The sequence below is a fragment of the Thiohalocapsa sp. ML1 genome (genome assembly GCF_001469165.1).
Taxonomy (GTDB): Bacteria; Pseudomonadota; Gammaproteobacteria; order Chromatiales; family Chromatiaceae; genus Thiohalocapsa.
The window spans coordinates 1-24,738 of the sequence record NZ_JABX01000012.1 but is presented as its reverse complement, the minus strand read 5'-3'; the positions used below and the strand labels follow the sequence as shown (position 1 = coordinate 24,738).

At 70.5% G+C, this 24,738-nt stretch carries 22 protein-coding genes; 9 read left to right on the top strand and 13 right to left on the bottom strand.

Annotation, left to right across the window (positions count from 1 at the left end):
* Positions 1 to 120: 120 nt before the first annotated feature.
* A complete protein-coding gene (prsT, locus tag ML01_RS09610) occupies positions 121 to 2,985 on the top strand; it encodes an XrtA/PEP-CTERM system TPR-repeat protein PrsT (RefSeq protein ID WP_058555184.1) in 2,865 nt (954 codons plus the stop codon).
* 726 nt (positions 2,986 to 3,711) lie between these two features.
* Here prsT and rluB read toward each other — a convergent pair.
* From rluB to ML01_RS09575, 7 genes are all read right to left on the bottom strand, one after another.
* Entirely contained in the window at positions 3,712 to 4,665 is a 954-nt protein-coding gene (rluB, locus tag ML01_RS09605) for a 23S rRNA pseudouridine(2605) synthase RluB (RefSeq protein WP_082674115.1), read from the bottom strand.
* The gene (scpB, locus tag ML01_RS27075) at positions 4,662 to 5,411 is read right to left on the bottom strand and encodes an SMC-Scp complex subunit ScpB (RefSeq protein WP_082674114.1); all 750 of its coding nucleotides are present in this window, start codon (positions 5,409 to 5,411) and stop codon (positions 4,662 to 4,664) included. Before scpB ends, rluB begins: the two co-directional genes overlap by 4 nt.
* Positions 5,408 to 6,220, bottom strand: a complete 813-nt coding sequence (locus tag ML01_RS09595) for a ScpA family protein (RefSeq protein WP_058555277.1) — start codon at positions 6,218 to 6,220, stop codon at positions 5,408 to 5,410. The genes scpB and ML01_RS09595 overlap by 4 nt, the downstream gene beginning before the upstream one ends.
* Positions 6,221 to 6,287: 67 nt before the next feature.
* On the bottom strand, positions 6,288 to 7,505 hold the full coding sequence (locus ML01_RS09590) for a tryptophan--tRNA ligase (protein ID WP_082674112.1): 1,218 nt from the start codon (positions 7,503 to 7,505) through the stop codon (positions 6,288 to 6,290).
* An 87-nt stretch (positions 7,506 to 7,592) separates the two neighbouring features.
* Positions 7,593 to 8,312 carry a site-2 protease family protein gene (locus ML01_RS09585; RefSeq protein WP_058555182.1) on the bottom strand — a complete coding sequence of 240 codons (720 nt, stop codon included), beginning with the start codon at positions 8,310 to 8,312 and terminating at the stop codon, positions 7,593 to 7,595.
* Positions 8,313 to 8,333: 21 nt separating this feature from the next.
* Positions 8,334 to 8,957, bottom strand: a complete 624-nt coding sequence (locus ML01_RS09580; protein ID WP_058555181.1) for an L-threonylcarbamoyladenylate synthase — start codon at positions 8,955 to 8,957, stop codon at positions 8,334 to 8,336.
* Between the two features lie 114 nt (positions 8,958 to 9,071).
* Positions 9,072 to 9,935 (bottom strand): PHP domain-containing protein, encoded by an 864-nt coding sequence (locus ML01_RS09575; protein WP_058555180.1) that lies wholly within the window; start codon positions 9,933 to 9,935, stop codon positions 9,072 to 9,074.
* Positions 9,936 to 10,065: 130 nt separating this feature from the next.
* Here ML01_RS09575 and ML01_RS09570 point away from each other — a divergent pair, with 130 nt between their 5' ends.
* From ML01_RS09570 to ML01_RS09555, 4 genes are all read left to right on the top strand, one after another.
* Complete coding sequence (locus ML01_RS09570) at positions 10,066 to 10,815, top strand: hypothetical protein (RefSeq protein ID WP_058555179.1); 750 nt, start codon at positions 10,066 to 10,068, stop codon at positions 10,813 to 10,815.
* A gap of 90 nt (positions 10,816 to 10,905) precedes the next feature.
* On the top strand, positions 10,906 to 11,634 hold the full coding sequence (locus ML01_RS09565; RefSeq protein WP_082674111.1) for a septation protein A: 729 nt from the start codon (positions 10,906 to 10,908) through the stop codon (positions 11,632 to 11,634).
* Between the two features lies 1 nt (position 11,635).
* On the top strand, positions 11,636 to 11,938 hold the full coding sequence (locus ML01_RS09560) for a YciI family protein (protein WP_058555178.1): 303 nt from the start codon (positions 11,636 to 11,638) through the stop codon (positions 11,936 to 11,938).
* Positions 11,939 to 12,078: 140 nt separating this feature from the next.
* Positions 12,079 to 12,948 carry a peptidyl-prolyl cis-trans isomerase gene (locus ML01_RS09555; protein ID WP_058555177.1) on the top strand — a complete coding sequence of 290 codons (870 nt, stop codon included), beginning with the start codon at positions 12,079 to 12,081 and terminating at the stop codon, positions 12,946 to 12,948.
* A 121-nt stretch (positions 12,949 to 13,069) separates the two neighbouring features.
* On the opposite strand, the gene lexA (ML01_RS09550) is transcribed toward ML01_RS09555, so the two are convergent.
* A complete protein-coding gene (lexA, locus tag ML01_RS09550; RefSeq protein WP_058555176.1) occupies positions 13,070 to 13,690 on the bottom strand; it encodes a transcriptional repressor LexA in 621 nt (206 codons plus the stop codon).
* Between the two features lie 191 nt (positions 13,691 to 13,881).
* Here lexA (ML01_RS09550) and lexA (ML01_RS09545) point away from each other — a divergent pair, with 191 nt between their 5' ends.
* Positions 13,882 to 14,457, top strand: a complete 576-nt coding sequence (lexA, locus tag ML01_RS09545; RefSeq protein WP_254045196.1) for a transcriptional repressor LexA — start codon at positions 13,882 to 13,884, stop codon at positions 14,455 to 14,457.
* Positions 14,458 to 14,663: 206 nt separating this feature from the next.
* Here the strand turns inward: lexA (ML01_RS09545) and ML01_RS09540 are convergent, their stop codons facing one another.
* From ML01_RS09540 to ML01_RS09530, 3 genes are all read right to left on the bottom strand, one after another.
* Complete coding sequence (locus ML01_RS09540) at positions 14,664 to 18,125, bottom strand: YhaN family protein (protein ID WP_058555174.1); 3,462 nt, start codon at positions 18,123 to 18,125, stop codon at positions 14,664 to 14,666.
* Between the two features lie 8 nt (positions 18,126 to 18,133).
* The gene (locus ML01_RS09535; RefSeq protein ID WP_058555173.1) at positions 18,134 to 19,387 is read right to left on the bottom strand and encodes a DNA repair exonuclease; all 1,254 of its coding nucleotides are present in this window, start codon (positions 19,385 to 19,387) and stop codon (positions 18,134 to 18,136) included.
* 225 nt (positions 19,388 to 19,612) lie between these two features.
* Positions 19,613 to 19,888, bottom strand: a complete 276-nt coding sequence (locus ML01_RS09530; RefSeq protein ID WP_058555172.1) for a hypothetical protein — start codon at positions 19,886 to 19,888, stop codon at positions 19,613 to 19,615.
* A gap of 206 nt (positions 19,889 to 20,094) precedes the next feature.
* Between ML01_RS09530 and ML01_RS09525 the strand changes: the two genes are divergently transcribed.
* Together ML01_RS09525 and ML01_RS09520 are read left to right on the top strand one after the other, a co-directional pair.
* Positions 20,095 to 21,315 carry a DUF1570 domain-containing protein gene (locus tag ML01_RS09525; protein ID WP_058555171.1) on the top strand — a complete coding sequence of 407 codons (1,221 nt, stop codon included), beginning with the start codon at positions 20,095 to 20,097 and terminating at the stop codon, positions 21,313 to 21,315.
* A gap of 53 nt (positions 21,316 to 21,368) precedes the next feature.
* The gene (locus ML01_RS09520; protein ID WP_173865163.1) at positions 21,369 to 22,748 is read left to right on the top strand and encodes an NAD-dependent succinate-semialdehyde dehydrogenase; all 1,380 of its coding nucleotides are present in this window, start codon (positions 21,369 to 21,371) and stop codon (positions 22,746 to 22,748) included.
* Between the two features lie 109 nt (positions 22,749 to 22,857).
* On the opposite strand, the gene ndk is transcribed toward ML01_RS09520, so the two are convergent.
* Positions 22,858 to 23,307 (bottom strand): nucleoside-diphosphate kinase, encoded by a 450-nt coding sequence (gene ndk / locus ML01_RS09515; RefSeq protein ID WP_058555170.1) that lies wholly within the window; start codon positions 23,305 to 23,307, stop codon positions 22,858 to 22,860.
* A 351-nt stretch (positions 23,308 to 23,658) separates the two neighbouring features.
* Between ndk and ML01_RS09510 the strand changes: the two genes are divergently transcribed.
* Positions 23,659 to 24,336: a cytochrome b/b6 domain-containing protein gene (locus ML01_RS09510; RefSeq protein ID WP_173865162.1), complete on the top strand. Its 678-nt coding sequence runs from the start codon at positions 23,659 to 23,661 to the stop codon at positions 24,334 to 24,336.
* 163 nt (positions 24,337 to 24,499) lie between these two features.
* On the opposite strand, the gene ML01_RS30150 is transcribed toward ML01_RS09510, so the two are convergent.
* Positions 24,500 to 24,738: hypothetical protein (locus tag ML01_RS30150; protein WP_216819151.1), on the bottom strand; the 239-nt coding region annotated here is incomplete at its 5' end.

Below are 24,738 nucleotides of genomic sequence, written 5' to 3'. Positions count from 1 at the left end.
GAAGAGCGTCTCGCTTTGGTAATCGCTGTCGTCAGCGGGTGCCGTGCGAGTACGACAGCGACATCAAGCACCAGACAGCCCGGCCAATCGACTAGACCCTATAGACCCTGGAGTCCCGGCATGAAGGCCACAGCAGAGTTCAACACATACCCGCTCTCGGCAACGCCGTCGGCGCGGCGGCGCAGCGCCTTGTCCTGCAGCATCGCCGCCCTGCTGCTGCTGACCGCGACCGCCACCCCGGCAATTGCGGCAGAGCCCGGCACCGGCGCGACTCCCGAAATCATCAAGGCCGAGTCGTATCGCGACAAGGGCAACCTGAACGGCGCGGTGGTGGTGCTGAAGCAGGCGATACAGGAGCGCCCGAATGATCCGGACCTGCGCTATGCACTGGGCCTGCTGTATCTCGACGCCGGGGAGGGCGCGGCGGCCATCTCGGCCCTCGACAGGGCGCTCGCACTCGGCACGGATGGCTTCGAGATCCGACTGGCACAGGCGCGCGCACGGCTGCTGCTCGGTCAGTTCGATGACGTGCTCGCCAATCTGGACTCGGCGCAGGCCCCCGCCGCGGCGGCGAAGGCCGCGGCCGAGACCTTGCGCGCACAGGCGCACCTCGGGCACGGCGAGCCGGAGACGGCGCGGGCAGCATTGGGCGCGGCGCTGACGGCGCAACCCGGGTACGCCCCGGCGCTCGCGAAGCTGGCGCTGCTGAGCCTGAGCGAGCAGGATCTCGATGCCGCCGAGGGCTTCCTGCGCGACGCCGATGCCGGCGGCGTGGCGGCCGATGAGAGCGAGCTGCTCTGGGTGCAGGGACTGGTCCATCTGCAACGGGCGGACACCGCCGCTGCCGTGGCGGCGCTGCAGGCATCGGTGGACCTTGAGCCCTGGCAGACGCGGCGGCGGCTGTACTTGGCGGGAGCCCAGCTCGCGGAGGGCAGCTCGGAGGCCGGCAAAGAGAACCTCCGGCAAGTGCTGCAGGTGCTGCCCGACGACGCCCAGGCGCTGCAGATTCAGAGCATCGTCGCCTACCGCGATGGCGATCTGGCAGCAGCGCAGACGCTCGCCCGCAAGGTCGCCGCGGCCACCGGCAGTGCGCCGGCGCTGCTCGTCGCCGGCGCGGCGAGCCATCGGCTCGGCGCCGACGAGGAGGCGGTTTCGCACCTCACCAAATATGTCAACGCGATGCCGGAGGATCTGGCCGGGCGTGCTTATCTCGCCCGCAGCCTGTTGCGCATGGGCGATGCGGCTGCGGCCTACGCCGCGCTGACCCCCGTCATGGAGCAGGCCGCAGCAGACCCGGCCCTGCTCGCGCTGCTCGGCCAGGCTGCCATGCGGTCCGAGCGGATCGGCGAGGGCGTCGGCTACCTGCGTCAGGCCGTCGACCTGCGCCCGGACAGTGCCGCACTGCGGGCACAGCTCGCGGCCGCGGAGCTGTTCACCGCGGACCGCGCCCAGGCCATCACGGAGCTGGAACGGCTGGCGCAGGAGGCGCCGCAGTTGGGCGAGATTCCCTGGCTCCTGGCTCAGGCCCACATCGCCGCGGGGGACGCGGGCAAGGCCGTCGCCCGGATCGAGCAGGCGCAGGCCGGCGGCAGCCCGCGTACGCCCGATGCGGCGCTGATCGCGGGGCTCGGCTATCTCGGCAATGGCGAGCTGGACGCCGCCGAGCAAGCCTTGCAAGAGGTGCTGGAAGCCCGCCCCGATGATCCGAACGCCCTCACCGGACTCGCCGAGGTGCGCTTGCGCAAGCAGGACGTAGACGGCGCACGCCGCATCATCGAGTCGCTGCGCGAGCGCTACCCCAACGATGCCGTGCGGCTCGCCAACCTGGCCGCGCTGGAGGCGGCGAGCGGCAATCCGTACAAGGCCGTTCACCTGCTGGAAGACGAGCTCAGGAGCAACCCGCAAAACGGGCCGGTGAAGGCGGCGCTGGCCAGGATTCACCTTCAGCTCGCTCAGCCGATGAAGGCGCTCGCCTACCTCGACCCGCTGGCGGCGATGGAGGCGCCTGAGACCATCGCGCTGCGCGGGCAGGCGGAGCTCATGGCCGACCGACCCGCCGCCGCCATCGAGACCTTTCGCCGCCTCGTGGAGCTCCGTCCGGACGCGCCCGACGCACAGGCGGCGCTGGCCAAGGCCTATGAGCGGAACAACGACTACGCCAATGCAGCCAGCGCCATCGAAGCCGCCCTGGTCCTAGCGCCGGAGCGCTTGGACCTGCGCGCAACGCGCAACCGGCTGGCCCTGGTCCGGCCGGGCGCGACCGCCGAGACGGCGCAAGCGGAGATAAAGGACATTCTGAGCCTCATCGAGTCAGACCCTCTCGACCCCCGCGTGGTGGAGCTGCGCGCTTTGCTGGCGTCGCGGCTTGGCAAGCAGCAGGAGGCGATCGAGATGCTCGCAGCAGCGCACGCGGCAGCGGGCAGCGCCGACTCCGCCGCAACGCTCGCACGGCTCCAATGGGATGCAGGAGAGCGCCCGGCGGCGCTCGAAACGCTGTCCGAGTGGTCGCGGCAACATCCGAACGACAACTTCGCGCGGTTCCAACTGGGCACCCTGCAACTGTTCGGCGGCGATATGGAAAGCGCCGCGGCCACGCTGTCCGCGGCGCTGCAGAACGGCGCACAGCGCTCACCGGTGCTGGAAGCCGGCACGGCCTGGAGCCTCGTGCAAACGGGCCGGGTGGCGGAGGCGAAGCGCTACGCGCGCGACGCCTACGCCGTGGCCCCGGACAACCCGAAGATCCAGTACGTCATGGGCCGCGTTCGCCAGGATGAGGGCGACCTCCCGGGCGCTATCGACCTGCTTCGCAAAGCCGCCGAGGCCTTGCCGCAGGACCCCGCCGTGCAGATGGGCTACGCCCGCGCGCTGACGGCCGGCGGGCGGCATGACGAGGCGCGCGTCGTGCTGGATCAGTTGCTCGGCTCCAGCGACGCCTTCGAAGGGCGCACCGAAGCCGCCGGGATGCGGGCCGGCTTGCCACGCTGACGGCAGCTCGTGCGGTGCGCCGCATGGCTGCGGCGCGTCACATCGCGCGCTGCGGGGATGCTCTCCGGCAACCACCCGCCCGGGCATGGACGCCCTCATCATCCACCGCGCGCCGGTGCCGGACGTCAACTGGCCTGGCGGGGAGATCGCCCGGTCCGGCGGCGGACCCGGCGGTTTCTGGTTGGTGAGCGACGCCGGCCTGGAGCCGGCAAGACACCGGTGCCGGCATATCGCGCAGGCGCAATCATGCCGGCACCGCGGCGGCGCAATCGCAGAGGATGCGGGTCCTCGGGGGTATTCCGGGACAGACCATGAATAAGTCAGCGGAAGAACCTCACGTCCGCGACGACCTTTCTCTGGTGACACCGCTCCCGCGGTGTCACCGCCTCCCGGCGCTCCGCGCCCACCCGCCGCGCTCGCTGTTCCAAGGCCGGTGCCGACCTCGTCGCCCCGTCACACCCCGCGGGGCGCAGAGCGCCGAAGAAGGCGTGACACGCAGGAGCGGTGTCACGAGCAGGACCTCGGGTCATGGCGGCCAGAACGATGATCAAGGCCCACGGCGAGACGGACTCCCCTATACGAGAGCATGTCAACCCGCGCTGAACAGAGCGCCGGCCACTGGTCCATCTACCCAGATCAGTTGGAGCAAGCGCAGATCGGGGCGGATCGGCGCCGGCGGCAGTGGAACTGCGCGGGGAGCGGTTTGTGCCGGCGATTGCGCCGAGGCTAATCGTCGTCCCGGGCCGAGCCCCGGCCGGGTCTGCCCTGCGGGCGGCCCCAAAGGTTGCGGCCGCCGGGGGCGCGCTTTCGGCCCGGCAGCGGCGGCAGGCCGGCGATGGCGAGCAGCCCGTCTAGCTCTTCCGGCGTCAGCTCGCGCCATTGTCCGGGCAGGGGGCGGGCACCGAGGATGACGTTGCCGTAGCGCACGCGCTTGAGGCGGCTCACCGTGCAGCCGACGGCCTCCCAGAGCCGGCGCACCTCGCGGTTGCGGCCCTCCAGCAGCAGCACGTGGTACCAGCGGTTTTGGCCGCTGCCGCCGGATTCGACGATCTCCTCGAAGCGCGCCGGGCCGTCGTCCAGCTCCACGCCCTGCACCAGGCGCTCCAGGGCATGGTCGGGCACGTCGCCATGGATGCGCACGGCGTACTCGCGCTCCACCTGGCGGGCGGGGTGCATGAGGCGGTTCGCGAGCTCGCCGTGGTTGGTGACGAGCAGGAGCCCGGCGGTGTTGAGGTCGAGCCGGCCGACGGTGATCCAGCGCCCGTCGCGGATGCCGGGCAGGCTGCGGAAGATGGTGGGGCGACCGTCCGGATCGCGGCGGGTGACGACCTCGCCCTCGGGCTTGTGGTAGGCGAGCACGCGAATCTCCGCCCGGCGCGGGGAGCGGCGCTTCAACGGCTCTCCGTCTACGCTGATGCGGTCGCTGGGCAGCACGCGGTCGCCGAGCTTGGCGACGTGGCCGTTGACGCGCACGCGCCCGTCGCTGATCCAGACCTCCAGCGTGCGCCGGCTGCCGAGGCCGGCCTCGGCGAGCACCTTCTGCAGGCGCACGGGCTCCGCGGGCGCGGGCCGCTGATTGCCCGAGCGTGGCGCGGGGCGCTCCGGCGGCCCCGCGCCTTTGTTCGCCGTGCGGGTGGTGCCGGGCCGTGGCGGCCGGCGGCCGGGTCTATCGTTGTTCATCGGCTTGCATCTTGAGGTGCTGCGGCGGCGCTGCCGGACGCCGGCGCCGCTGCTGCGTCCGGCAGCGCCGCGGTGACGCCGGCCTCGGCGGCGGCGGACGCCACGGCGGCGTCGAACGCGGCGTCCAACTGCTCGCCGAAGAAGGCCGGGTCGCGCAGCTCGGCGAGCGGCGGCAGGTCGTTCAGCGAGCGCAGGCCGAAATAGTCGAGAAAGCGGCGCGTGGTCGCGAACAGCGCCGGGCGGCCCGGCACGTCGCGGTGGCCGACGACGCGGACCCACTCGCGCTCGGTCAGGGTCTTGACGATCTGGGTGCTGACGGCGACGCCGCGGATGTCCTCGATCTCGCCGCGGGTGATGGGCTGACGATAGGCGATGAGCGCGAGGGTCTCCAGCAGCGCGCGGGAATAGCGCTGCGGCTTCTCGTCCCAGAGCCGCGCGACCCAGGGCGCCACCAGGCGGCGCACCTGGATGCGCCAGCCGCCCGCGACCTCCACCAGCTCGATGCCGCGGCCGGCGTAGTCGTCCATCAGCTCGGCGACGGCGGTCTTGATCTCGTCGCGGGCCGGGCGGCGCTCCTCCGGGTAGAGGGCCAGGATCTGGTCCAGCGTCAGCGGCGCACCGGCCGCCATCAGCGCCCCTTCGACGACGAGCTTCACGTCCGGCGCGGCGAGCGTCAGCGCGTTCAGCCGCGCGATGTCGCCGTCGTCGTCCTCAAGTCCGGACTGCTCCCAGTCGCCGCCGCTCATGCCTCGCCCCCGCGCAGGCGCACGTGGATCGGGGCGTAGGCCTCCGCCTGCACCAGCTCCAGCACGGAGGATTTCACCAGCTCGAGCACGGCGAGGAAGCTGACGACGACGCCGGCGCGGCCCTCGGTGACGTCGAACAGGGCCTCGAAGGCGACGAAGCCGCCGTGCTGGAGCACCACCAGCACCCGGGACATGCGCTCGCGCAGGGACAGGGATTCGCGCTCGACGCGATGGCTGCTGAACAGGTCCGCCCGGCGCAGCACATCGCGCAGGGCCGAGAGCACCTCCGCGAGATCCACCGTCGGCGGCGTGCGGCGGATGTGCTCGGGCGAGAGCTCCGCATACACGGGAAAGGTGTCGCGCCCCTCCCGCGGCAGGCCGTCCAGGTCTTGGGCGGCCTGCTTGAAGCGCTCGTACTCCATGAGTCGGCGCACCAGCTCGGCGCGCGGGTCGGCATGCTCATCCTCCGCCGTCTCCGGGCGCGGCAGCAGCATGCGGGATTTGATCTCGCAGAGCATCGCGGCCATGACCAGATACTCCGCCGCAAGCTCCAGCTTGATCTCCTTCATCAGCTCCACGTACTCCATGTACTGGGTGGTGATCTGCGCGATGGGGATGTCCAGGATGTCGAGGTTCTGCTTGCGGATCAGGTACAGGAGCAGATCCAGCGGCCCCTCGAAGGCGTCGAGAAACACCTCCAGCGCATCCGGCGGTATGTACAGGTCCTCGGGCAGCTTCAACAGCGGCGCGCCGCGGACCAAGGCGTAGCGGGTCTCGGCCTCGGGCGCCGTCGGTGCGAGCACGAGCACATCGGCGCCGTCCGCCGCCGCCGCCGTGCCCTCGGTATCTGCCGTCGGCTCCGCCACTGCCGCGCCCTCAGCCCTGTAACAGCGACATGGCGCGGCGGACCTCGTCCATGGTCTCGCGGGCCACATCGCGGGCACGCTCGCAGCCCTCGTTGATGAAGCTCCGCACCATGTCAGGCTCCGCCTCCAACTGCGCGGCGCGCGCCTGCATGGGCTTGAGCTCCGCCAGCACCGCGTCGATGACCGGCTGCTTGCATTCGATGCAGCCGATGCCGGCGGAGCGGCAGCCCTGCTGCACCCAATCGCGCACGTCGTCCGGCGAATAGACCAGGTGGAACTGCCAGACCGGGCAGATGTCCGGGTTGCCCGGGTCGGTGCGGCGCACCCGCGCCGGGTCGGTGGGCATGGTACGGAGCTTCTGCGCCACCAGGTCCGGGTCGTCGCGCAGCGCAATGGTGTTGCCGTAGGACTTGGACATCTTCTGCCCGTCGAGCCCCGGCATTTTCGCCGCCCGGGTGAGCAGCGGCTGCGGCTCGGGCAGGATCACGCGCCCGCCGCCTTCCAGGTAGCCCAGCAGCCGCTCGCGGTCGCCGACGGTGATGTTGGACTGGTTCTCCAGCAGCGCATGGGCGCGGCCGAGCGCCTCCTGGTCGCCCTGCTCCTGATAGCTGCGGCGAAGCTGGTCGAACAGCTTCGCGTTCTTCTTGCCCATCTTGCGCTTCGCCTGCTCGGCCTTCTCCTCGAAGTCCGGCTCGCGCCCGTAGATGTGGTTGAAGCGCCGGGCGATCTCACGCGTCATCTCGACGTGCGCGACCTGGTCCTCGCCCACCGGCACCTGGCCGGCCTTGTAGATCAGGATGTCCGCGCTCTGCAGCAGCGGATAGCCCAGGAAGCCGTAGGTGGCGAGGTCCCGCCCCTTGAGCTTCTCCTGCTGGTCTTTGTAGGTCGGCACCCGCTCCAACCAGCCGAGCGGGGTGATCATGGACAGCAGCAGATGCAGCTCGGCGTGCTCCGGCACCCGCGACTGGATGAAGATGGTCGATGAGCCGGCGCTGACGCCGGCGGCGAGCCAGTCCACGACCATGTCGAAGCTGGCCTGCGGGATGCCGGTGGGATCGTCGTAGTCGGTGGTGAGCGCGTGCCAGTCGGCGACGAAGAAGAAGCACTCCAGCTCGTGCTGGAGCTCCACCCAGTTCTTGAGGACACCATGATAGTGACCGAGATGCAGTCGCCCGGTGGGGCGCATCCCGGACAGGACACGGGGGTTCGCGGCGGTTACGGGGATCACGCGTGATGGCCTTGCTGTCGGCGGGGCGCCTCGGCCCCTGCAAGACGCCGACGCCGGGCCTTTTACAGCGGCCCGGCCTGCCGGGCGTCAAATGGGAAAGCGATCGCGCACCAATGCGGAGGCGGGCATCGCGGTCAGGGCGCCGCTCACCACCGGGCGCAGCACGGTGCCGAGCAGCCCCGGCGGCTGGCCGTTGGGCGCGAACAGCAGCACGAGCAGGATCAGGATCCCGTACGGCTCCATGCGCGCATAGCGCCACGCCAACGGCGGCGGCAGCAGCGCATGCAGGATACGGCCCCCGTCCAGCGGCAGCAACGGAAACAGATTGAGCGCCATCAGCACCAAGTTGATCAGGATGCCGACCACGCACATCTCGACATAGAGTTGGAGCAGCACCGTCGGCACCGGCACGACGATGACGATGAGCGCCATGAGCTTGATCGCGAGCCCCCAGGCGAAGGCCATGAGCAGGTTCACGAGCGGCCCCGCCACGGCCACCCGCGCCATGTCCCAGCGCGGGTCGCGCAGCCGCCGCCAATCCACCGGCACCGGCTTGGCCCAGCCGAACAGAAACGGCACGCCCACCAGCGTCTTGGACAACAGAAAGATGCCGGCCGGCACCAGCACCGTGCCGACCGGGTCGATGTGCTTGAGCGGATTGAAGGTGACCCGCCCCATCAGATACGCCGTCGGGTCGCCGCGGCGGTGCGCGACCCAGCCGTGGGCCGCCTCGTGCACCGTGATGGCGAGCAGCACCGGCGGTGCAATGAGCGCCAGCAGCAGGAGGGCTTGGAGTACGTCGTTCATGCAGATTCGCAGGGGCGCGCATCAGGCCCCGAACACGGAGGTATCGCCGCGCCCGTGCCGCAACACGGCGGGCGGGTCGGCCGTCATGTCGACCACGGTCGTCGGCTCGGTGCCGCAGTGGCCGCCGTCGATAATGAGGTCCACGCAGTGATCCATGAGGGAGCGGATGTCGTACATATCGTCCAGCGGTTGCTCGTCCCCCGGCAGGATCAGCGTCGTGCTGAGAATGGGCTGATCCAGCTCCGCAAGCAAGTCGCGCACGATAGGTGTATCAGGGACTCGGATGCCGATAGCGCGCCGTTTCGGGTGCAGCAGGCGTCTCGGCACCTGTTTCGTGGCCTCGGTGATAAAGGTGTACGGCCCCGGCGTCAGTGACTTGAGCAGCCGATAGGCGGCGTTGTCGATCCGAGCATAGGTAGCGATCTCGGACAGGTCACGGCACACCAGCGTGAAGTTGTGCTTATCGTCCACGCGCCGGATCATGCGGATGCGATCGAGCGCCGCCTTCTCGCCGAGCCGGCAGCCGAGCGCATAGCAGGAGTCCGTCGGGTAGACGACAACGCCGCCGTCGCGCAGCACGGCGGCGGCCCGGCTGATGAGCCGCGGCTGCGGGTTCTTGGGATGAATCTCGATGTGCTCGGCCATGGTCGGCGGCGCGGCTGGCTGCGGCAGGCGGGGCACCGCAGAGCGGTCGCCCCGCGTTGCCCGCAACGCAGGCACTTGCTGGTGGTAGGGATAGGGAGCAGTCCCTGCGGTGCGCTAGGCGGCGGCCAGCCGGGCGGCGCCGCCGAAGCCGTGCGCGGTCCAGATGGGGGTGCAGCCGTCCGGCAGCGCCGGCAGGCGGCCGAGCTCGATCCAGGGCTTTTCCGGGCCGTGGTAGTCCGAGCCCGCGGAGGCATACAGGCCCTGCTCCGTCGCGTGCCGGGCAAAGACGAAGTAATCGTCCCGACTGTGGCTGCCCGAGACGACCTCCAGCCCCCGCCCGCCGCAGTCGCGAAACTCACCCAGCAGCCGGCGCATCTTGGTGCGCGTGAAATCATAGCGGGCCGGATGCGCGATGACAGCGAGCCCGCCGGCGGCGCGGATCCAACCGACGGCCTCCTCCAGCGTCGTCCACTCGCCGGGCACATGGCCGGGCTTGCCGGACACGAGGAAGCGCTTGAACACGTCGCGAATGTCCGCCGCCGCGCCCCGCTCGACCAGAAAGCGCGCAAAGTGCGTGCGCCCGATGAGCGTGCCGGCGGCATGGCCGCGAGCCCCCTCCAGGGCGCCGTCGTAGCCCGCCTGCGCCAACCGCCGGCCGATCTCCTCGGCCCGCCAGAGGCGGTATTCCTCCAGGCTGGCGAGGCCGGCGAGCAGCGCACGGCAGTCGGTGTCCACGCCGAGCCCGACGATGTGCACGGTGCGACCACCCCAGGTGACGGACACCTCGACGCCGGCAATCAGACGCACGCCGACGCGCGCCGCGGCGGTGCGCGCCTCGGCGATGCCGGCGACGGTGTCGTGGTCCGTCAGTGCCAGGGTCTCGACGCCGGCGGCGGCGGCGCGCTCTAGGAGCGCCGTCGGGGTGAGCGTGCCGTCGGAGGCGGTGGAATGGGTATGGAGGTCGGGAATCTTGAGCATCGGCGTAGTGTAATCGATCCACGCCCCGCCGGGCCGGCGTCCGACGGACATCCCGCAGCTTCATTACCGCACGCGCCTGCCGCACGCGCCTGCTGCACGCGGGCCGGTGCGGCTGCTATGCTCCCGCGCCATGCTGCCACCCTGCGAACCTGTCGCCATTCGGGACGAGATCCAGCGCATCCTCGATGCGCTGTCCGAGCACGTGCCGCCCCCGAGCGCGCTCACCGACCCCGGCGCCGACGACACGGCGCTCGCCGCCCTGGCGCAGGCGCTCAACGACGCACTCGATGCCCTGGCGCAATGCCTCCAGGCGCCGGCGTCGGCGTTGCGCGGGGCCTCGGGCGCGGACCTCGACCGGCTCGGCGACCACGCCGTGGACCTGCTCGCCCGCCTCGCCGAGGCCGCCTTCGAGGCCGGCCACGCCGAGCATGCGCGCGACCTGCGCTGCATGATTCTCGCCCTCGCCTGCTGTGTCGTGCGCGGCGATGGCGAGATCTCGCACCTGCAACCCGTGGTGGATGCCGCGGCCGATCTCGCGAGCCGCGAGGGCGAGCCCGCCCGCATCCGGGTGCTGCACCAGATGACCGACGACATCGTGCGCGGTCTTGAGGCCCGCCTCAGCGGCGCGGCGCCGGACAGCGCGCGGTTTCAGCTCTGGCGGGGGCTGTTGATCAACCGCGCCATCATCGCCACGCGCACGCTGGAGCCCGAGCTGATGGTCCCGGCCTTCGACGCCCTGCTGGAGGAGCTGCCGGCGGATGCGCCGGCCTTCTTCCGCGAGGGTATGCGGCGAATGGACGCACAGCAGTACCCCCCCGCCGTCCGCGAGGTCATGCGCCTTTATCACGACGTCCGCGGCGCCGGCGAGCGGCTGCACTGATCCTGATCCTGATTCCGCTCCCGCCCGCCCGCCGAGCGCGCGGCGGCGACGGCCAAACCCCCGCGCTTCGCCATAGGGAACCCAAGCACCATGAAGCTGTTGTTCGATCTGTTTCCGGTCATCCTGTTCTTCATCGCCTACAAGCTCTTCGGCATCTATGCCGCGACCCTGGTCGCCATCATCGCGGCAGCGCTGCAGGTGGCCTGGATGCGGCTGCGCCACGGGCGCACCGAGCGCGTGCACCTGGTGACACTCGGGCTCCTGGTGCTGTTCGGCGGCATGACGCTCGCGTTCAAGGACCCGACCTTCGTCATGTGGAAGCCGACCATCGTCAACTGGCTGTTCGCGCTCGTGTTCTTGGGCACCCAATTCATCGGCGAGAAGCCCTTGGCGCAGCGCATGATGGGCCAGGCAGTGGACGCGCCGGACCCGATCTGGCGCCGGCTCAACCTAAGCTGGGTGGCGTTTTTCTTCCTGTCCGGGCTCGTGAACCTGTATGTGGTCTACGTCGGCAGCGGCTTCTACGAGGCGAAGCAGGCCCTGATCGCCGCGACCGGCACGAGCGCCATGGACCTTAGCCACTGCGCGAGCCTCTTCTCCGGCAACGTGCTCGCCCTGTGTGAGCGCGCGCACCACAGCGAGTCCACCTGGGTCGACTTCAAGCTGTTCGGTATGATGGGCATGACCATGGTCTTCGTGCTCGCGCAGGGGCTGTACCTGGCCCGCCATATCCGCGACTACGACACCAATCCAGCACAACCGCAGCAGGGCGCAGCACCGGCCGCAGCCGCCGGACAGGCCGACGCCGGGAGTCAATAGCGTGCTCTACGCCATCATCGCCACCGATCATGCCGACAGCCTCGCCGCGCGCCGGGGTGCGCGCCCCGCCCACCTTGCGCGCCTCGAGGCCCTGCAGGCCGAGGGGCGGCTCGTGCTCGCCGGCCCCCACCCCGGCGTCGACGCGGCCGACCCCGGCGAGGCCGGCTTTACCGGCTCGTTGGTCGTGGCGGAGTTCGAGGATCTCGCCGCCGCCCGCGCTTGGGCCGACGCCGACCCCTACGTCGCGGCAGGCGTGTATCGAAATGTGGAGATCAAGCCGTTCATTCAGGTGTTTCCACGCTGAGCCTGCCGCGTCGTCTCGCCCGTTGGCAAGCACGCAACGCGGCGCACCACCGGCGCGCCGCCAGCTTCGGCCCCGCCGCTCGGGCGCGCCGCCCAACAGGTTTCCAAGCCCCGTTCATCACCAACCCTGAGGACCATCAAATGCCTTCGACCAACACCCCACGACGCCTGCTCGGCGTCGCCCTCGCCGCCGTCCTCGGCAGCGCCGCGCTGCCCGCGCTGGCGCAGGATGCCGCCGCCGACCCCAACACCCTGATCGCCACCGTCAACGGCGAGCCCTACAAGCTCGACCTGTTCCGCGTCTTCTACGCCCAGCGCCTGCAGCAGGCCGGCGGCGAGAACACGCCGGAGCTGCAGGAACGCGCCTTCAACGAGTTCATGGGCCTCGTCGTCGCCGCCCAGGATGCGCAAAAGCGCAACCTCGCGGAGCGCAGCGACGTGCAGGCGGCCATGGAGCTGCAGCGGCTCATGGTCCTGTCCACCGCCACGGTGCAGGCGATCACGGCCGAGACCGCGGTCAGCGACGACGAGCTGAAGCAGGCCTACGAGCAGTTCAAGGAACAGGCCCAGCGCACCGAGTTCAAGGCCCGCCACATCCTCGTGGACGAGCAGAAAAAGGCCGAGGACCTCATCAAGCAGGTCAACAAGAAGAAGGCCAAGAACTTCGAGGACCTGGCCAAGGAGAATTCCCTCGGCCCCACCGCCGAAAAGGGCGGCGACCTCGGCTGGTTCGACGCACGCCAGATGGTGAAGCCCTTCGCCGACGCCTTGGCGGACCTCAAGCCGGGCGAATGGACCAAGCAGCCTGTGCAGACCCAGTTCGGCTGGCACGTGATCCTGCTCGAAGAGACCCGCGACGCGGAACCGCCGTCGTTCGAGGACGCAAAGCCCACGCTGGACGCGGCCGTGAAGCGGCAGAAGGTCGCCGAGAAGCTTGCCGAGCTGCGCAACAACGCAATGGTCGACCTGAACGAAGACGTCGTGAAGGTCAAGGAAAAGGAAGGCGAGTAAGCCTCGGCCCACCGCCCTCCCGCGTGCCGGCCGGAGGCGCCATCGGCGCCTTCGGGCCGGCGCGTCCGCGACTCGTAGCGGCCGGACCGCGTTCAAGCCCCCGCCGCCGGCCGCCCTCCCCTCATCGATACGCCCGCATCTGCCCCACCACGACGCCCTGGATCTGCACCTCGTCCGGGTGGTACGCCTGCGGCTGCATGTCGCTGTTCTCGGGGCACAGCAGCACGCGGCCGGGCGCCTGGCGAATGCGCTTTAGCGTCACCTCCTCGCCGTTGATCAGCGCCACCACGATCTCGCCGTTGCGGGCCTGCTCGCGGTGCTCGATGACCACATAGTCGCCGTCCAGGATGCCGGCCTCGCATAGCGAATCGCCCACGACCTGCAGCACGTAGCAGGGCCGGCCGGTACGCAGGTGCGCCGGCACCTCAATCCGGTCGAGCGCGGCAATGGCCTCGATGGGACTGCCGGCGGCGATCCTCCCCAGCAGCGGCAGCAGATCCTCACGCATCGGCTCCGCGTCCGGCCCCGGCCGCGGCACCAAGCGCACGCCGCGATGCTGACCACGCAGCGGCTCCACCAGACCGGCCGCCACCAAGGCCCGGATGTGCTTGTGCAGCGAGCCCCGCGAGCGCAGTCCGAGCAGCCCGCAGAGCTCATCGAGGGTCGGCGGCGGCTCTGCGGCATCCGCGCGCATGCGCAGACGGTCGAGGATGTCCTGTTGTCGCCGCGTCAAGGCCGTCATAATGTTTTCCGTTTGTTCTCTACGTCGATACTAGGTCTATACTAGCCAGGCAAAGCCTCAGACGGACCAGGGCACGGCGCCTCGTCTTGCGCAGTCCGCTCGGTCGGCGCATTGGGCCAAGGGCCAAGGGCCGAGGCGGGCTCCCTTGGCCCTCGGCCCTTTTGCCTGCAAGCGCCTTGTCGTCGTGAAACTTGACTCATCTGCAAACGTTCGGCGCCGTCCAGCAATCCAGGGAAAGCAAACGTACACTCCACGTTCCGCGCCAACCCACCCCACAGGCCGAGACCCTTGCCATGCACACCGTCGCCTACCTCTGTCCCAAGCACAGCCACCCGACCTGGAGCCCGGCCCTGGAACCCCTGGACCTCGCCCTGGACACCGGTATTGAACTGCCGTTGCTCGGCTATGTCACCGCCGGGCAGCCCATCGAGACCCCGGAAGATCGCGACACCGTACGGGTGCCCCGCGACCTCCTGCACCGGCGCGTCATCAAGAACAGCTACGCCCTGCGCGTGCGCGGCCATTCCATGATCGACGATCAGATCCAGGACGGCGACATCATCATCGTCGAGCAGCGGGAGACCGCCGAGAACGGCGAGTCCGTGGTCGCGATGATCAACGGCGAGCGCGTCACCCTGAAGCGCTTCTTCATCGAGCCCGACGGCATCCGACTACAGCCCGCCAACCCCGACATGGACCCGATCTATCTCCGGCACGACGAGCTGCAGATCCTCGGCATCGTCGCCGGCGTGATCCGTCAGGGATGAGCCGGCGCCGACAGCACAGCGCCACATCGGCGGGTCACGTTTCATATACAGCCGGTGAACCGAGGGCCAAGGGCCAAGGGCCAAGGAGTGACCCTCTAGCCCTCGGCCCTTGGCCGCTTTCCCGGGTGTCTTTGTAAAACTTGACTCATTAGCCCGTACTTGGCGCCGTCAAGCAGTGTCGTGTAACGAGGGGCCGCTCCAGAGCATCAGGCGAGCCGGATGACGTTTTCGCGGCCCTCGAACAGGCGCCCCACCGGCGTGATGAGATAGTCATGATGTGTGAGGAAGATGACCTGGGTGTGGGTCGACAGTCGCGCCAGGGCGGCGAGCCCGGCGCTGGCGCGGGCTCCGTCCCAGTTAATGAAGAGGTCATCCGCGATGAAGGGCATTGGCGGGGACTGGTCCAGGTGCAGTTCCAGGGCGGCGAGCCGCAACGCAAGATACAACTGGTCCCGGGTGCCGTCGCTCAGGCCCTCGATGCTCACCCGCTCCCCGTCCGGGCGCTGGCCGTGTAGGGCCGGGGGGTCCTTGTCGTAGTCCACCACCAGGCGCTCGAAAGAGTTTAAGGTCAGCTCGGCGAAGATCTCCCCGGCGCGACCGAGCATGGGCCCCTGGCGCTGCTCGCGGTAGCGCTCGATGGCCCAGCGCAGCAGGCGGGCGGCCGTGTAGGTGCGCAGATAGCGCTCCACGGCGTTGGCCATGCGCGCGAGTGCCTCCTGGCGCTCGGCCTCGGCGCGGGCGGCGTCGTCCTGGCCGGCGATACGCTCGCGGGCGGTTTCGGCGCTGCGCAGATTCGCGGCGTTCTCGCGCTGCTGCTCGACCAGCGCTTCGAGGTCCTGATTCAGTACCGCGAGGTCGGCGGGCAGGGTGCCGATGTCCAAGTCCGCCAGCTCCGCCTCCAGCCGCTCCCGCGGCAGCCCGTCGGCGCCTTCGCTCAGGCGTCGCTTCAGATCGTCCATGGCCTTGTCGAGGGCGCGTGCCTGGTCGGACGCCAGGATCGCCTCGCGCAGGGCGTCGTTGTCGGCGACGCCCGCCGCGTCGAGCAAGGGTGCGAGCGCGGCTTGGGCCGCCGCGATGCTGCCGGCCTCGGACTCCGCCTGCCGGCGGGCGGTTTCGATCTCCGCGGTGAGGCGCGCATGATCGCGGGCGTCTTGCCGCGCCTGCGCCAAACGCGCCGCGAGGATCCGGACGATGTCCTCGGGCGGGCGCTCGGCCAGCTCAGGGTCGAGGTCTGCCGCCAGGCGTCGGGCCGTGTCCGCGAAGCGTTCAAGGTCCCGCTCCATGGGCCGGATGCGGGCGTCGCGCAGCTCGCGCACGCTGCCGAGGTGAGCGTCCATGTTGGCAAGGATCGACAGCGCCTGCTCCGCCGCCGCGGTGCCGGTGCCGGCGGGCAGGTTCAAAGCGTCCAGGGAGCGAGCCCAGTCCGCGTCCCAGGCGGCGAGGTCCGCCGTGACCTTGGTCAGGCGAGCGTCGAGGGATTCAAGGGCCGCCTCCGCGGCCGAGCGCTGCTGCAGCAGCGTGGTGCGCCGGGCCTCTGCCTGGCCGACACTGTCGGCCCAATCCGCGGCCCGCTGCACCAGCGACGCGAGTGAATCCTCCGGCCCCGGGGGCGGCGTCAGGGCGGCCAGGGCGGCGGCAAGGGCTTCGCGGGCGTCGGCGGACCGCCGGCGCAGTCCCTCCAGTTGGTCCCGCGCCTCGGTGAGCGCGGCGTCCGCGGACAGCAGCGCCAGGCGGGCGTCGCACCAGGGCCCGAGCCGGTCCAGGGACATGCCGGGCAGGCCGAGGGCCTCCGTGCGCGCCGTCCAGTCCGCGGCGGCCTTGTCCTGACGCGCTTGGATCGCCGCGGCGCTGTTGCGGTCGCGGTCGAGCTGAAGCTGAAAGCGCTCGCGCTCGTCCAGCTTGGACTGCAAGGTCGCCGCCTCGCGGGCCTTGTCGTGGCGACGATCCGCGAGCAGGTCGGCCTCGGCGACGAGCCCTTCATAAGGAACTGCGGCGGCCGCCAAGGGCTCGCTGCCGGCGCGGATCTCGCGCCACAGCGCGTCGCGCCGCTCCCGGGCGCCATGCAGCTCGTCCAGGGACACGGGCTGATGGGCCGCCTGGTAGTGGGAGATCGCGAGGTCCAGGTCGCTGATCCTGGCCTCATGTCCCTGAATGTCGCGCTCGAGCCGCTCGGCCTCCAACTGAAGCCTGTTGCGGGCTTCCTTCAGCGCGTGCAGCTCCTCGCTGCCGGGCGGATGCAGCCCGCGCAAGCGCGCCGCGTCCGCCTGCCAGGTGCCGAGCTCGGCACGGGCGTTGTCGAAGGCACGCTCGGCTTGCGCCGCCCGGGCGGCCAGGTTGCGCTCCTGCGCCGCAACGTCGCCCAATGCGCGCGCCTCTTGCAGCGCACCGGGCAGCGACGGCGGCAGACCCGAAGACGGCAGCCGGGCCAATTCCTTGTCGACCTCCTTGATCTCCTGCTGCTTGAGCGTCCGCGTCTCGCGGGCGCTGTCCAGGGCCAGGCTCAGGGTCTTGTGGCGGCCGATGAGCAGGGCGGCATCGGCGCGAACCACCTGCGGCGGCATGCGCGCCGCGAGGGCTTCCTCGCCGAGGGGCGGCCAGCCCAGGTCGCGGACCAACACCTCCAGCGTCTTCCAATGCGCCCTGGCCTCCTCCCGGCGCTTGTCCCGGTCCGCCGGATGCTTGCGCACCTGCTCGCGCTGGGCAGCAAGGGCTTCGATGTCGTCGGCACGAGCGAGCAGCGGCCAGTCCGGACGGATGCCCGCCTGCGCCTTGGCCTTCTCCTCCAGCTGAGTCTCGTGCAGTTGCAGCGCGCTGGCGGCGACGGCCTTGTGCTTCTCGGCCTCCGCGAGCCGCTCGGCGGCATCCGCGGGCAGGAGCCGCACCCGGCCGAGCGCGTCGAGCTCCGCCTCCCGTTCCCGCAGGGCTTGGAGCATCGGGGCGGTGCGGCGCGCGCGCTCCAGGCGGGCGCGGCGCTGCGCCAAGTCGTCGTAACGGGCACGAACGCCCTCCGCCTCCCGCTTCAGCCGCTCGACCTCGTCCCGGGCGGCGACCCAATCGCGTGTGCGCATCGTCGCCAGCTTCAGCTTGTCCTGGGCACGGCCGAGCTCGGCGTCGGCGATGTAATACTCGCGGTCCCCGGCCTTGCGCTTGGCCCAGAGCGAGTCGGCCTCCTTCTCCAGGGCCTCGCGCACCGCGCCGAAGCTCGCGATGCCCGCGGCGGACTGGAACAGTATCTGGCCCACGTCGTTGGCGGCGCGCAGGATGTCCTGGCCCCCCGTCACCAGGCGCTCGTGGTCGAGGCCAAACATCTGCTCGAAAAAGCCGCGCTCGATGCCGCCGAGGAAGGGGGCGAGCGCGGTGTCCGGGAGCACCGCGTCGTCCGGGGCGCGCAGGGTGCGGTTGCGGGCCTTGATGCGCCGGAAGTCCAGTTTCTCGTCCGCGTGCTCGATCAGCGCGCCGAGGCGCATGTCCGAGTAGGCGTGGCGGAAGCTGTACGGGGAGCGCGTCTCGATGCCGAACAGGAGATCGAGGATGGCACTGCGCAGCGTGGACTTGCCGGCCTCGTTGGGGCCGACCAGGAGGTGGAAGTCCTGCTCCCGCCGGGGGAGCTCCAGGACCAGGTCGGTAAAGCGCCCGTAGCGGGCGAGATCCAGCCGGGCGATGCGCATGTCGGACCTCAGCCCTTGCCTGCCAGGTGCGCGACGAGCCCCGGGGCCACCTCGCGCACCAGGTCCGAAAGCTCGCCCGAGCGAATCGCGACCAGCTCGGGCACGGCCTGAAGCAGCTCTGGGGGCGCGCGATCGACTAAAGGGCGAAGCTCGTCGGCCAGGGCCTCAAGCAGATTCGCGTCGTCCGGTGCGTCGGCTAGAAGGTCGGCGAGCTGGGTGACGGCGTCGGAGCGGGCGCGCAGAGCCTCGCCATCCCGCGGCGGGGCCGTCTCTATCCGGACCTTTTCCACCCACAAGCGGTCCTGGCCGATCGCCGCCGCCTGGCCCAGCACCTCCGCGCGCAAATGGGGCTCCCGCCCAAAGAGCTCCCCGTGCGCGGAAGTGTGGCCGGTGATGCGCACCCGCACCGCGAGGTGACGGTCCCCTGCCCCGTCGAGCAGCCCATCGAAGCGCCGGCCGACCTTGCGCACGACATCGTCCAGGTTGCGCGCACCGCTCGCGTCCACCTCCAGCACCTGCCAGCGCAGCACCTCCACCGGCAGGCGCTCCACGCGCTGCACCCGGTCGCCGTCGGCGGTGACCAGGCAGGCACCGCGGGGGCCGCACTCGCGCACGTGACGGCCCTGGAGGTTGCCGGGAAAGACCACCCAAGGGTCCTCCCGCACCAACGCGTGCTCGTGCACGTGGCCGAGGGCCCAGTAGTCGTAGCCCCGGGCGGTCAGCTCCGCCACCGTGCAGGGGGCGTAGGTCGCGTGCGCGGTGTTGCCCTCCAGCGCCGTGTGCAGCACGCCGATATTGAAGGCCCCCGGCACCGGCAGCGGATAGCCCGCGGCCAGATTGTCCGTAGTCGCCGCGTCCCGGAAGCTCTGCCCGTGCAGGGCGACACGCAGGTCGTCTATGTGGAAGGTGGTCGGCCGGCGGGTGTCGAAGCTGTGCACGTTGGGCGGCAGCAGGAGTTGCTTGGTCATCTCGCTCTGGGCGTCGTGGTTGCCGTAGAGGAGATACACGGGGATGCCCGCGGCGCCAAGCCGACCCATCTGCCGGCAGAAGTAGTGCCCTGTGTTGTAGTCCTTCCAAGAGCCGTCGTAGAGGTCGCCCGCAATCACCATGAAGGAGACCGCCTCGCCGATGGCCTCGTCCACGAGACGGGTGAAGGCCCGACGGGTCGCAGTGCGCAGCAGCTCGACCGGGGCATCCGGATAGGCCGTTAGGCCCGAGAGCGGGCTGTCGAGATGGATGTCGGCGGCGTGGACGAACTTCATCACACTCCCTGGCACTGGCCCCAAGAACGCGATCGGCGTGTGCACCAATAGTTGCACTTATCAACGCACAGGGGAAGTGCCCATGGCCGGGCCGGGCGAGCGCGTCGTGCTGTTCGGGGCCGAGCCGTTCGGCGAGCGTCGTGCGAGGTGTCGGCGCGGGCCGGGCATCAGCGCCACCGCCGTCGCGCCGCGCGGGGCGCGAGCCGATCGGCTGCCCGGTCGGGCTCAAGCGGCGAAGGTGTGGGCCTTTTGGCTCGCGATGACGCGGCCGTCGCGCACGGCTTCAATGGGCGGCGTCGGCCAGAGGCCGTCCTTGCGCAGCGGATTGGTGCCGAAGCCCGAGCGGTCATCGGCGGGCTCCAGCGAGCCGTCCTGCTTGACCAGATACAGCCCCTCCCCGCCGGCGGCATCGCTGCGCACGATGATGCGCGCCACGGCCGCCTCTTCGCCGTAGTCCACCTGATACAGATAGGTGTGGCCCTTGACGTATCTCGAGTACATGCTGCCTCCCCGGCCTTTGGCCCCAGCGGTTGTCATATTGCTGTAACAATAAGCCTAGCAGGCCGGTGCGAAAGAATCGTGACCGGGCGCAAGCGACACGCGCGCGATGCGGGCCGATGCGCTGCATAACCAGCCCAAGCCGTTGCCGCCGGGCATGTGGTCGCGGATGATGCGCGGCAGACGCCACCGTCACGGAGCCTCCGACCATGGCCGCCTTCGTTCGCATCACCACCCTGGTGCTCGCCATCTGCGCGCTGGTCTGGGCCCTGTCCACGGACGAGCAGCGCCGGCGGCTCTTGGTGCAGTTCGGCATTGCGGAATCGGTAGAAGAGGCGGAGCGCGCCGGCTTCAGCCTCATTATCGCGGGCCGTGAGCTGGAGCTGCTGGCACCGCGGCGGCCCGCGCCCTACCCTGCCCCGGACCTGCCGCCGGCGCCGGCGCCGCCGGCTCAGGCCAGCTTCGCGACGGCGCCGCGGGCACCGCCAACGCCGACACCGCCGAGCCTCGGCCGCGGCATCGGGCATGGCGCGGACCCCTGCGCGGTGGGCATCGCCCGCAACCCGAGCCGCGCGCGGGCGAGCGCGGTGCATCGCTATGTCGACGCCGACGGCCGCGTGGTGTTTGCGGACCGTGCGCCCACCGGCGTTGCCGCCGAGCAGGTGCAGGTGTCGGATGAGGCCGGCGTCGGGCGCTTCTCGGCCGAGTACGACTTCGACGGCCTGACACCGCCGCTCGGCTTCCAGCACCAGTTGGAGATCGACCTCGACGGCGTGTTCCACTTTCTGGCCGATGACCTCGACCTGCGCGGCGTCGAGCCCGTGCACCTGCGCCTGCGCATCGTCGCGGGCACCGCCCGCTTCGCGCAGCACGCGCGCGGCACCGGGCTCAGCACCAACAGCGGCTTCTACACCCATCGCGACAACCTCGCCGTGGTGCGCTGGATGGGCGAGCACCGGACCCGCGCCGTGGCAAGACACGAGATCGCGCACCTCGCGCTCGGCAACTGGCTCGGGCGCACGCCGCTGTGGCTGAACGAGGGGCTGGCGGAGGTGGTGGAGCGCATGCGCTTCCAGCAGAGCTTCGCCATCGCCGACGCACCGGCGCATCAAGTCGCCGAGCTGCGCCGGCTCGCGCGCGCCGGCCGGCTGCCGGCGCTGCGCACCTTCCTCAAGAGCGAGCGCGCGGACTGGGAGCGCTGGGGCAACGACCTCGCCTATCCCTACGCCTGGTCGTTGGTGCACTTTCTGTTGCAGGAGCCGGCCCGGCAGCAGCGGGTCTCCGGGCTGTTGAATGCGCTTGCGGCGCACCGCTGCCGGCCCTTCGACCACCTGGCCTACCTGGATCGGGACTACCCCGGCGGCCTCGACGGGCTGCACCGGGATTGGCGGCGCTGGCTTGATGGCGAGGCGGCGCCGCTGCATTTCTGACGGACCACACCCGCGGTGCGCCCGGCAGCCGCCGACGAACGAGGAGGTTACTCATGTCAGATGCCGCCAAGACTTTGCAGAGCATCAACCCCGCCGACGGCAAGCCGATCGCGCGCTATCCGGCGCTGGACGACGCGGCCCTTGCCGAGCGTCTCGACGCCGCCGCCGACGCCGCGCCCCGCTGGGCCGGCACGCCGCTGGCCGAGCGCTGCGCGCTGCTGACCCGCGTCGCCGCGCTGCTGCGCGAGCGCAAGGCCGAGCTGGCCGCAGGCATGACCCGCGAGATGGGCAAGCTCATCGGCGAGGCCGAGGCCGAGGCAGAAAAATGCGCCTGGGTCTGCGAGCACTACGCCGAGCATGCGGCGGTCTACCTCGCCGACGAGCCGATCCCCACCGACGCGAGCAAGAGCCTCGTCGCCTGCCGCCCGCTCGGCACGGTGCTGGCCGTGATGCCCTGGAACTTCCCGTTCTGGCAGCTCTTCCGCTGCGCGGCACCGGCGCTCGCCGCCGGCAACCCGGTGCTGTTGAAGCACGCGTCCAACGTGCCGGGCTGCGCGCTCGCCATCGATGCACTGTTGGGCGACGCCGGCGCGCCGGACGGGGTGTTCGCGACGCTCTTGATCGGCGCCGACCGCGTCGAGGACGTCATCGCGCATCCGGCGGTGCGCGCCGTGAGCCTGACGGGCAGCGATGCGGCGGGCCGCAAGGTCGCGGCAGCCGCGGGCGGCGCGCTCAAGAAGACGGTGCTGGAGCTCGGCGGCGCCGATGCCTTCGTCGTGCTCGACGACGCGGACCTGGACCTGGCCGCCGAGGTCGCGGTGAAGTCTCGCTTCATGAACGCGGGCCAGAGCTGCATCGCGGCGAAGCGCTTCATTGTCGTCGAGTCCGTGGCGGCGGATTTCGTGCAACGGCTGCGCGCCGGCATCGAGGCGTTGCGCACCGGCGACCCGATGGACCGCTCGACCACGCTGGCCCCCATGGCCCGAGCGGACCTGCGGGACACGCTGCACGCGCAGGTGCAGGCGAGCGTGAACGCCGGCGCCGTGCCGGTCATGGGCGGCGCGCCGCAGGACGGCCCCGGCTTCTTCTACGCGCCGACGCTCATCGACCACGTCGGCCCCGGCATGCCGGCCTATGCGGACGAGCTGTTCGGGCCGGTGGCCGCGGTGCTGCGGGCCGTGGATGAGGCCGACGCGCTGCGCATCGCCAACGACAGCCGCTTTGGCTTGGGCGGCAGCGTGTGGACCCGGGACAGCGCCCGCGGCGAGGCCTTCGCGCGGCGCATGGCCTGTGGCGCGGCCTTCGTCAACGGATTGGTGAAAAGCGACCCGCGGCTGCCCTTCGGCGGCATCGGCGACTCGGGCTACGGGCGGGAGCTCTCAAGGCTCGGCATCCGCGAATTTGTGAACGAGCAGACGCTGTGGGTGCGGTGATGGCGGCCCGCCGTCGGAGCGGGCCCCAGGTCGCCCGGGTTGTCGCTGTGCCTGTCGCGCGAAGCTCGCGGACGACAACGCCAACGACACCGGGCGAGGCCGTTGCGGCTTACTCGAAGATCCAGGCGTCCGTCGCGCGCTCCCAGGACACCAGCTCCTCCGGCTTGAACCAGAGCGCGACCTCGCGGGCGCCGTTCTCGGGCGAGTCCGAGCCGTGGGTCAGGTTGCGGCCCACATCCAGGCCGAAGTCGTGGCGGATGGTGCCGGGCGCGGCCTCGGACGGACGCGTGGCGCCGAGGGTCTGGCGCACGGCGGCGACGGCGTTCTTGCCCTCCCAGGCCATGGCCAGCACCGGCGAGCTGGTGATGTAGTCCACCAGGCCGGGATAGAAGGGCTTGTCCTTGAGCTCGGCGTAGTGCTCGCCGGCCAGCTCCTGCGGCACGCGCATGAGCTTGGCACCGACGAGCTTGAGGCCGCGGCGCTCCAGGCGCGCGACGATCTCGCCGACGAGGCCGCGCTGGACGCCGTCGGGCTTCACCATGACAAAGGTCTGTTCCAAGGGATTGCTCCTGTTCGGATGGGCTGAGTGCCGGCCGCGAGGACCGGCCTGGAAAAGGCAAGCGCGACCGCACGGCCGCTTGGGTCGCGGATGATAGCGGTCGGGCCGGCTGCTGTCGCGCGGCAGGTCCGGCCGGATGGGCCGTAGCTTGCTTGACGGCTGCCTTGAGGGCCGAGGGCCGAGGGCCAAGGACGCCCTGCTCGGCCATAGGCCCTTGCTGCTCCCCGACCTTCGCCCAAGCTCGACAGCAGCCGGCGCGGTCCCGCCCTTCCGGATTCCCCGTCCACCCCGCACAATGCGCCCCCAGGCGCCGGCACCGGCCGCGCCGCAATCGTTTGGAGTTTGTGGACGATGCGCATCAAGGTCTGGGATCTGCCGACCCGTTTGTTTCACTGGCTGTTGTTCCTCGCCGTCGCCGCCGCGCTCTGGACCGGCTGGGTCGGCGGGAGCTGGATCGACTGGCACGCGCGCCTGGGCCTCCTGGTGCTGGGGCTCCTGGTGTTTCGGATCATCTGGGGTTTTCTCGGCTCCACCTATGCCCGCTTCGCGCAGTTCGCGCCGACGCCGGGCCGGGTGCTGGCCTATCTGCGCGGGCGCTGGCGCGGTGAGGGGCACAACCCGCTCGGCGCGCTGTCGGTATTTGCGCTGCTGGGCGTGCTCACCTGGCAGGCTGTGAGCGGGCTCTTCAGCAACGACGACATCGCCTTCAAGGCGCCTCTCGCGAGCCTGGTGAGCAGCGACACCAGCACCTGGCTGTCCGGCCTGCACCGGCAGGGGTTGTGGATCATCCTGGGCCTGGTCGCGCTGCACCTCGCGGCCATCGCCGTCTACGCGCTGCGGGGCAAGAACCTAGTCAAGCCCATGCTGGTGGGCTGGAAGGAAGCGGATGACTTGAACATCAAATCGGCCAAAGGCGGCAAGCTCTGGGCACTGCTGCTGGCCCTGGCGCTGGCCGTAGGCACCGTCTGGGTCGCCAACGGCGGGCTGTTGCCGCCGCCACCGCCGCCGCCCCCGGCACCGGCCTGGTAGCAGCGCGCGGGCTGGGCTTCCGGCGGCGGACCCCACCTCGCTCTCGCCGGTCGTGGTTATCGTGATCGTGGTCGTAATCGAACGTCCGCGGTGTTGGCGGGTGTTGACTGGAGTGTTGACTGGAGTGTTGACTGGAGTGTTGACTGGAGTGTTGACCTCAAGGTCAACACCGCGGCAGAGCGGGATGCACGGACATCGCGAGCGCCGAGCCGACCTGGAGGTCGGCTCTCCGGCCCGGCCCGGCCCGGCAAAGCTCGGCTCGGCTCGGCTCCGGCCCGGCAAGTGCTTCGCTGCCGACCTCCCGAAACCGGGCTTCCGTCGTTGTAGTTGTCGTAATCGTGGTCTGAACCGAATACCCGATGCGTTGCCGGGTGTTGACTGGAGTGTTGACCGGAGTGTTGA

Coding starts and splice junctions, on each gene's coding strand:
- ML01_RS09530 (WP_058555172.1), bottom strand. CDS start 19,888: ATGTACTCGAGATACGTCAAGGGCCACACCTATCTGTATCAGGTGGAC.
- ML01_RS09535 (WP_058555173.1), bottom strand. CDS start 19,387: ATGAAGTTCGTCCACGCCGCCGACATCCATCTCGACAGCCCGCTCTCG.
- ML01_RS09510 (WP_173865162.1), top strand. CDS start 23,659: ATGCGCATCAAGGTCTGGGATCTGCCGACCCGTTTGTTTCACTGGCTG.
- prsT (WP_058555184.1), top strand. CDS start 121: ATGAAGGCCACAGCAGAGTTCAACACATACCCGCTCTCGGCAACGCCG.
- ML01_RS09525 (WP_058555171.1), top strand. CDS start 20,095: ATGGCCGCCTTCGTTCGCATCACCACCCTGGTGCTCGCCATCTGCGCG.
- lexA (WP_058555176.1), bottom strand. CDS start 13,690: ATGACGGCCTTGACGCGGCGACAACAGGACATCCTCGACCGTCTGCGC.
- rluB (WP_082674115.1), bottom strand. CDS start 4,665: ATGAACAACGATAGACCCGGCCGCCGGCCGCCACGGCCCGGCACCACC.
- ML01_RS09570 (WP_058555179.1), top strand. CDS start 10,066: ATGCTGCCACCCTGCGAACCTGTCGCCATTCGGGACGAGATCCAGCGC.
- ML01_RS09520 (WP_173865163.1), top strand. CDS start 21,369: ATGTCAGATGCCGCCAAGACTTTGCAGAGCATCAACCCCGCCGACGGC.
- ML01_RS09540 (WP_058555174.1), bottom strand. CDS start 18,125: ATGCGCATCGCCCGGCTGGATCTCGCCCGCTACGGGCGCTTTACCGAC.
- ML01_RS09585 (WP_058555182.1), bottom strand. CDS start 8,312: ATGAACGACGTACTCCAAGCCCTCCTGCTGCTGGCGCTCATTGCACCG.
- ML01_RS09555 (WP_058555177.1), top strand. CDS start 12,079: ATGCCTTCGACCAACACCCCACGACGCCTGCTCGGCGTCGCCCTCGCC.
- ML01_RS09580 (WP_058555181.1), bottom strand. CDS start 8,957: ATGGCCGAGCACATCGAGATTCATCCCAAGAACCCGCAGCCGCGGCTC.
- ML01_RS09565 (WP_082674111.1), top strand. CDS start 10,906: ATGAAGCTGTTGTTCGATCTGTTTCCGGTCATCCTGTTCTTCATCGCC.
- scpB (WP_082674114.1), bottom strand. CDS start 5,411: ATGAGCGGCGGCGACTGGGAGCAGTCCGGACTTGAGGACGACGACGGC.
- ML01_RS09575 (WP_058555180.1), bottom strand. CDS start 9,935: ATGCTCAAGATTCCCGACCTCCATACCCATTCCACCGCCTCCGACGGC.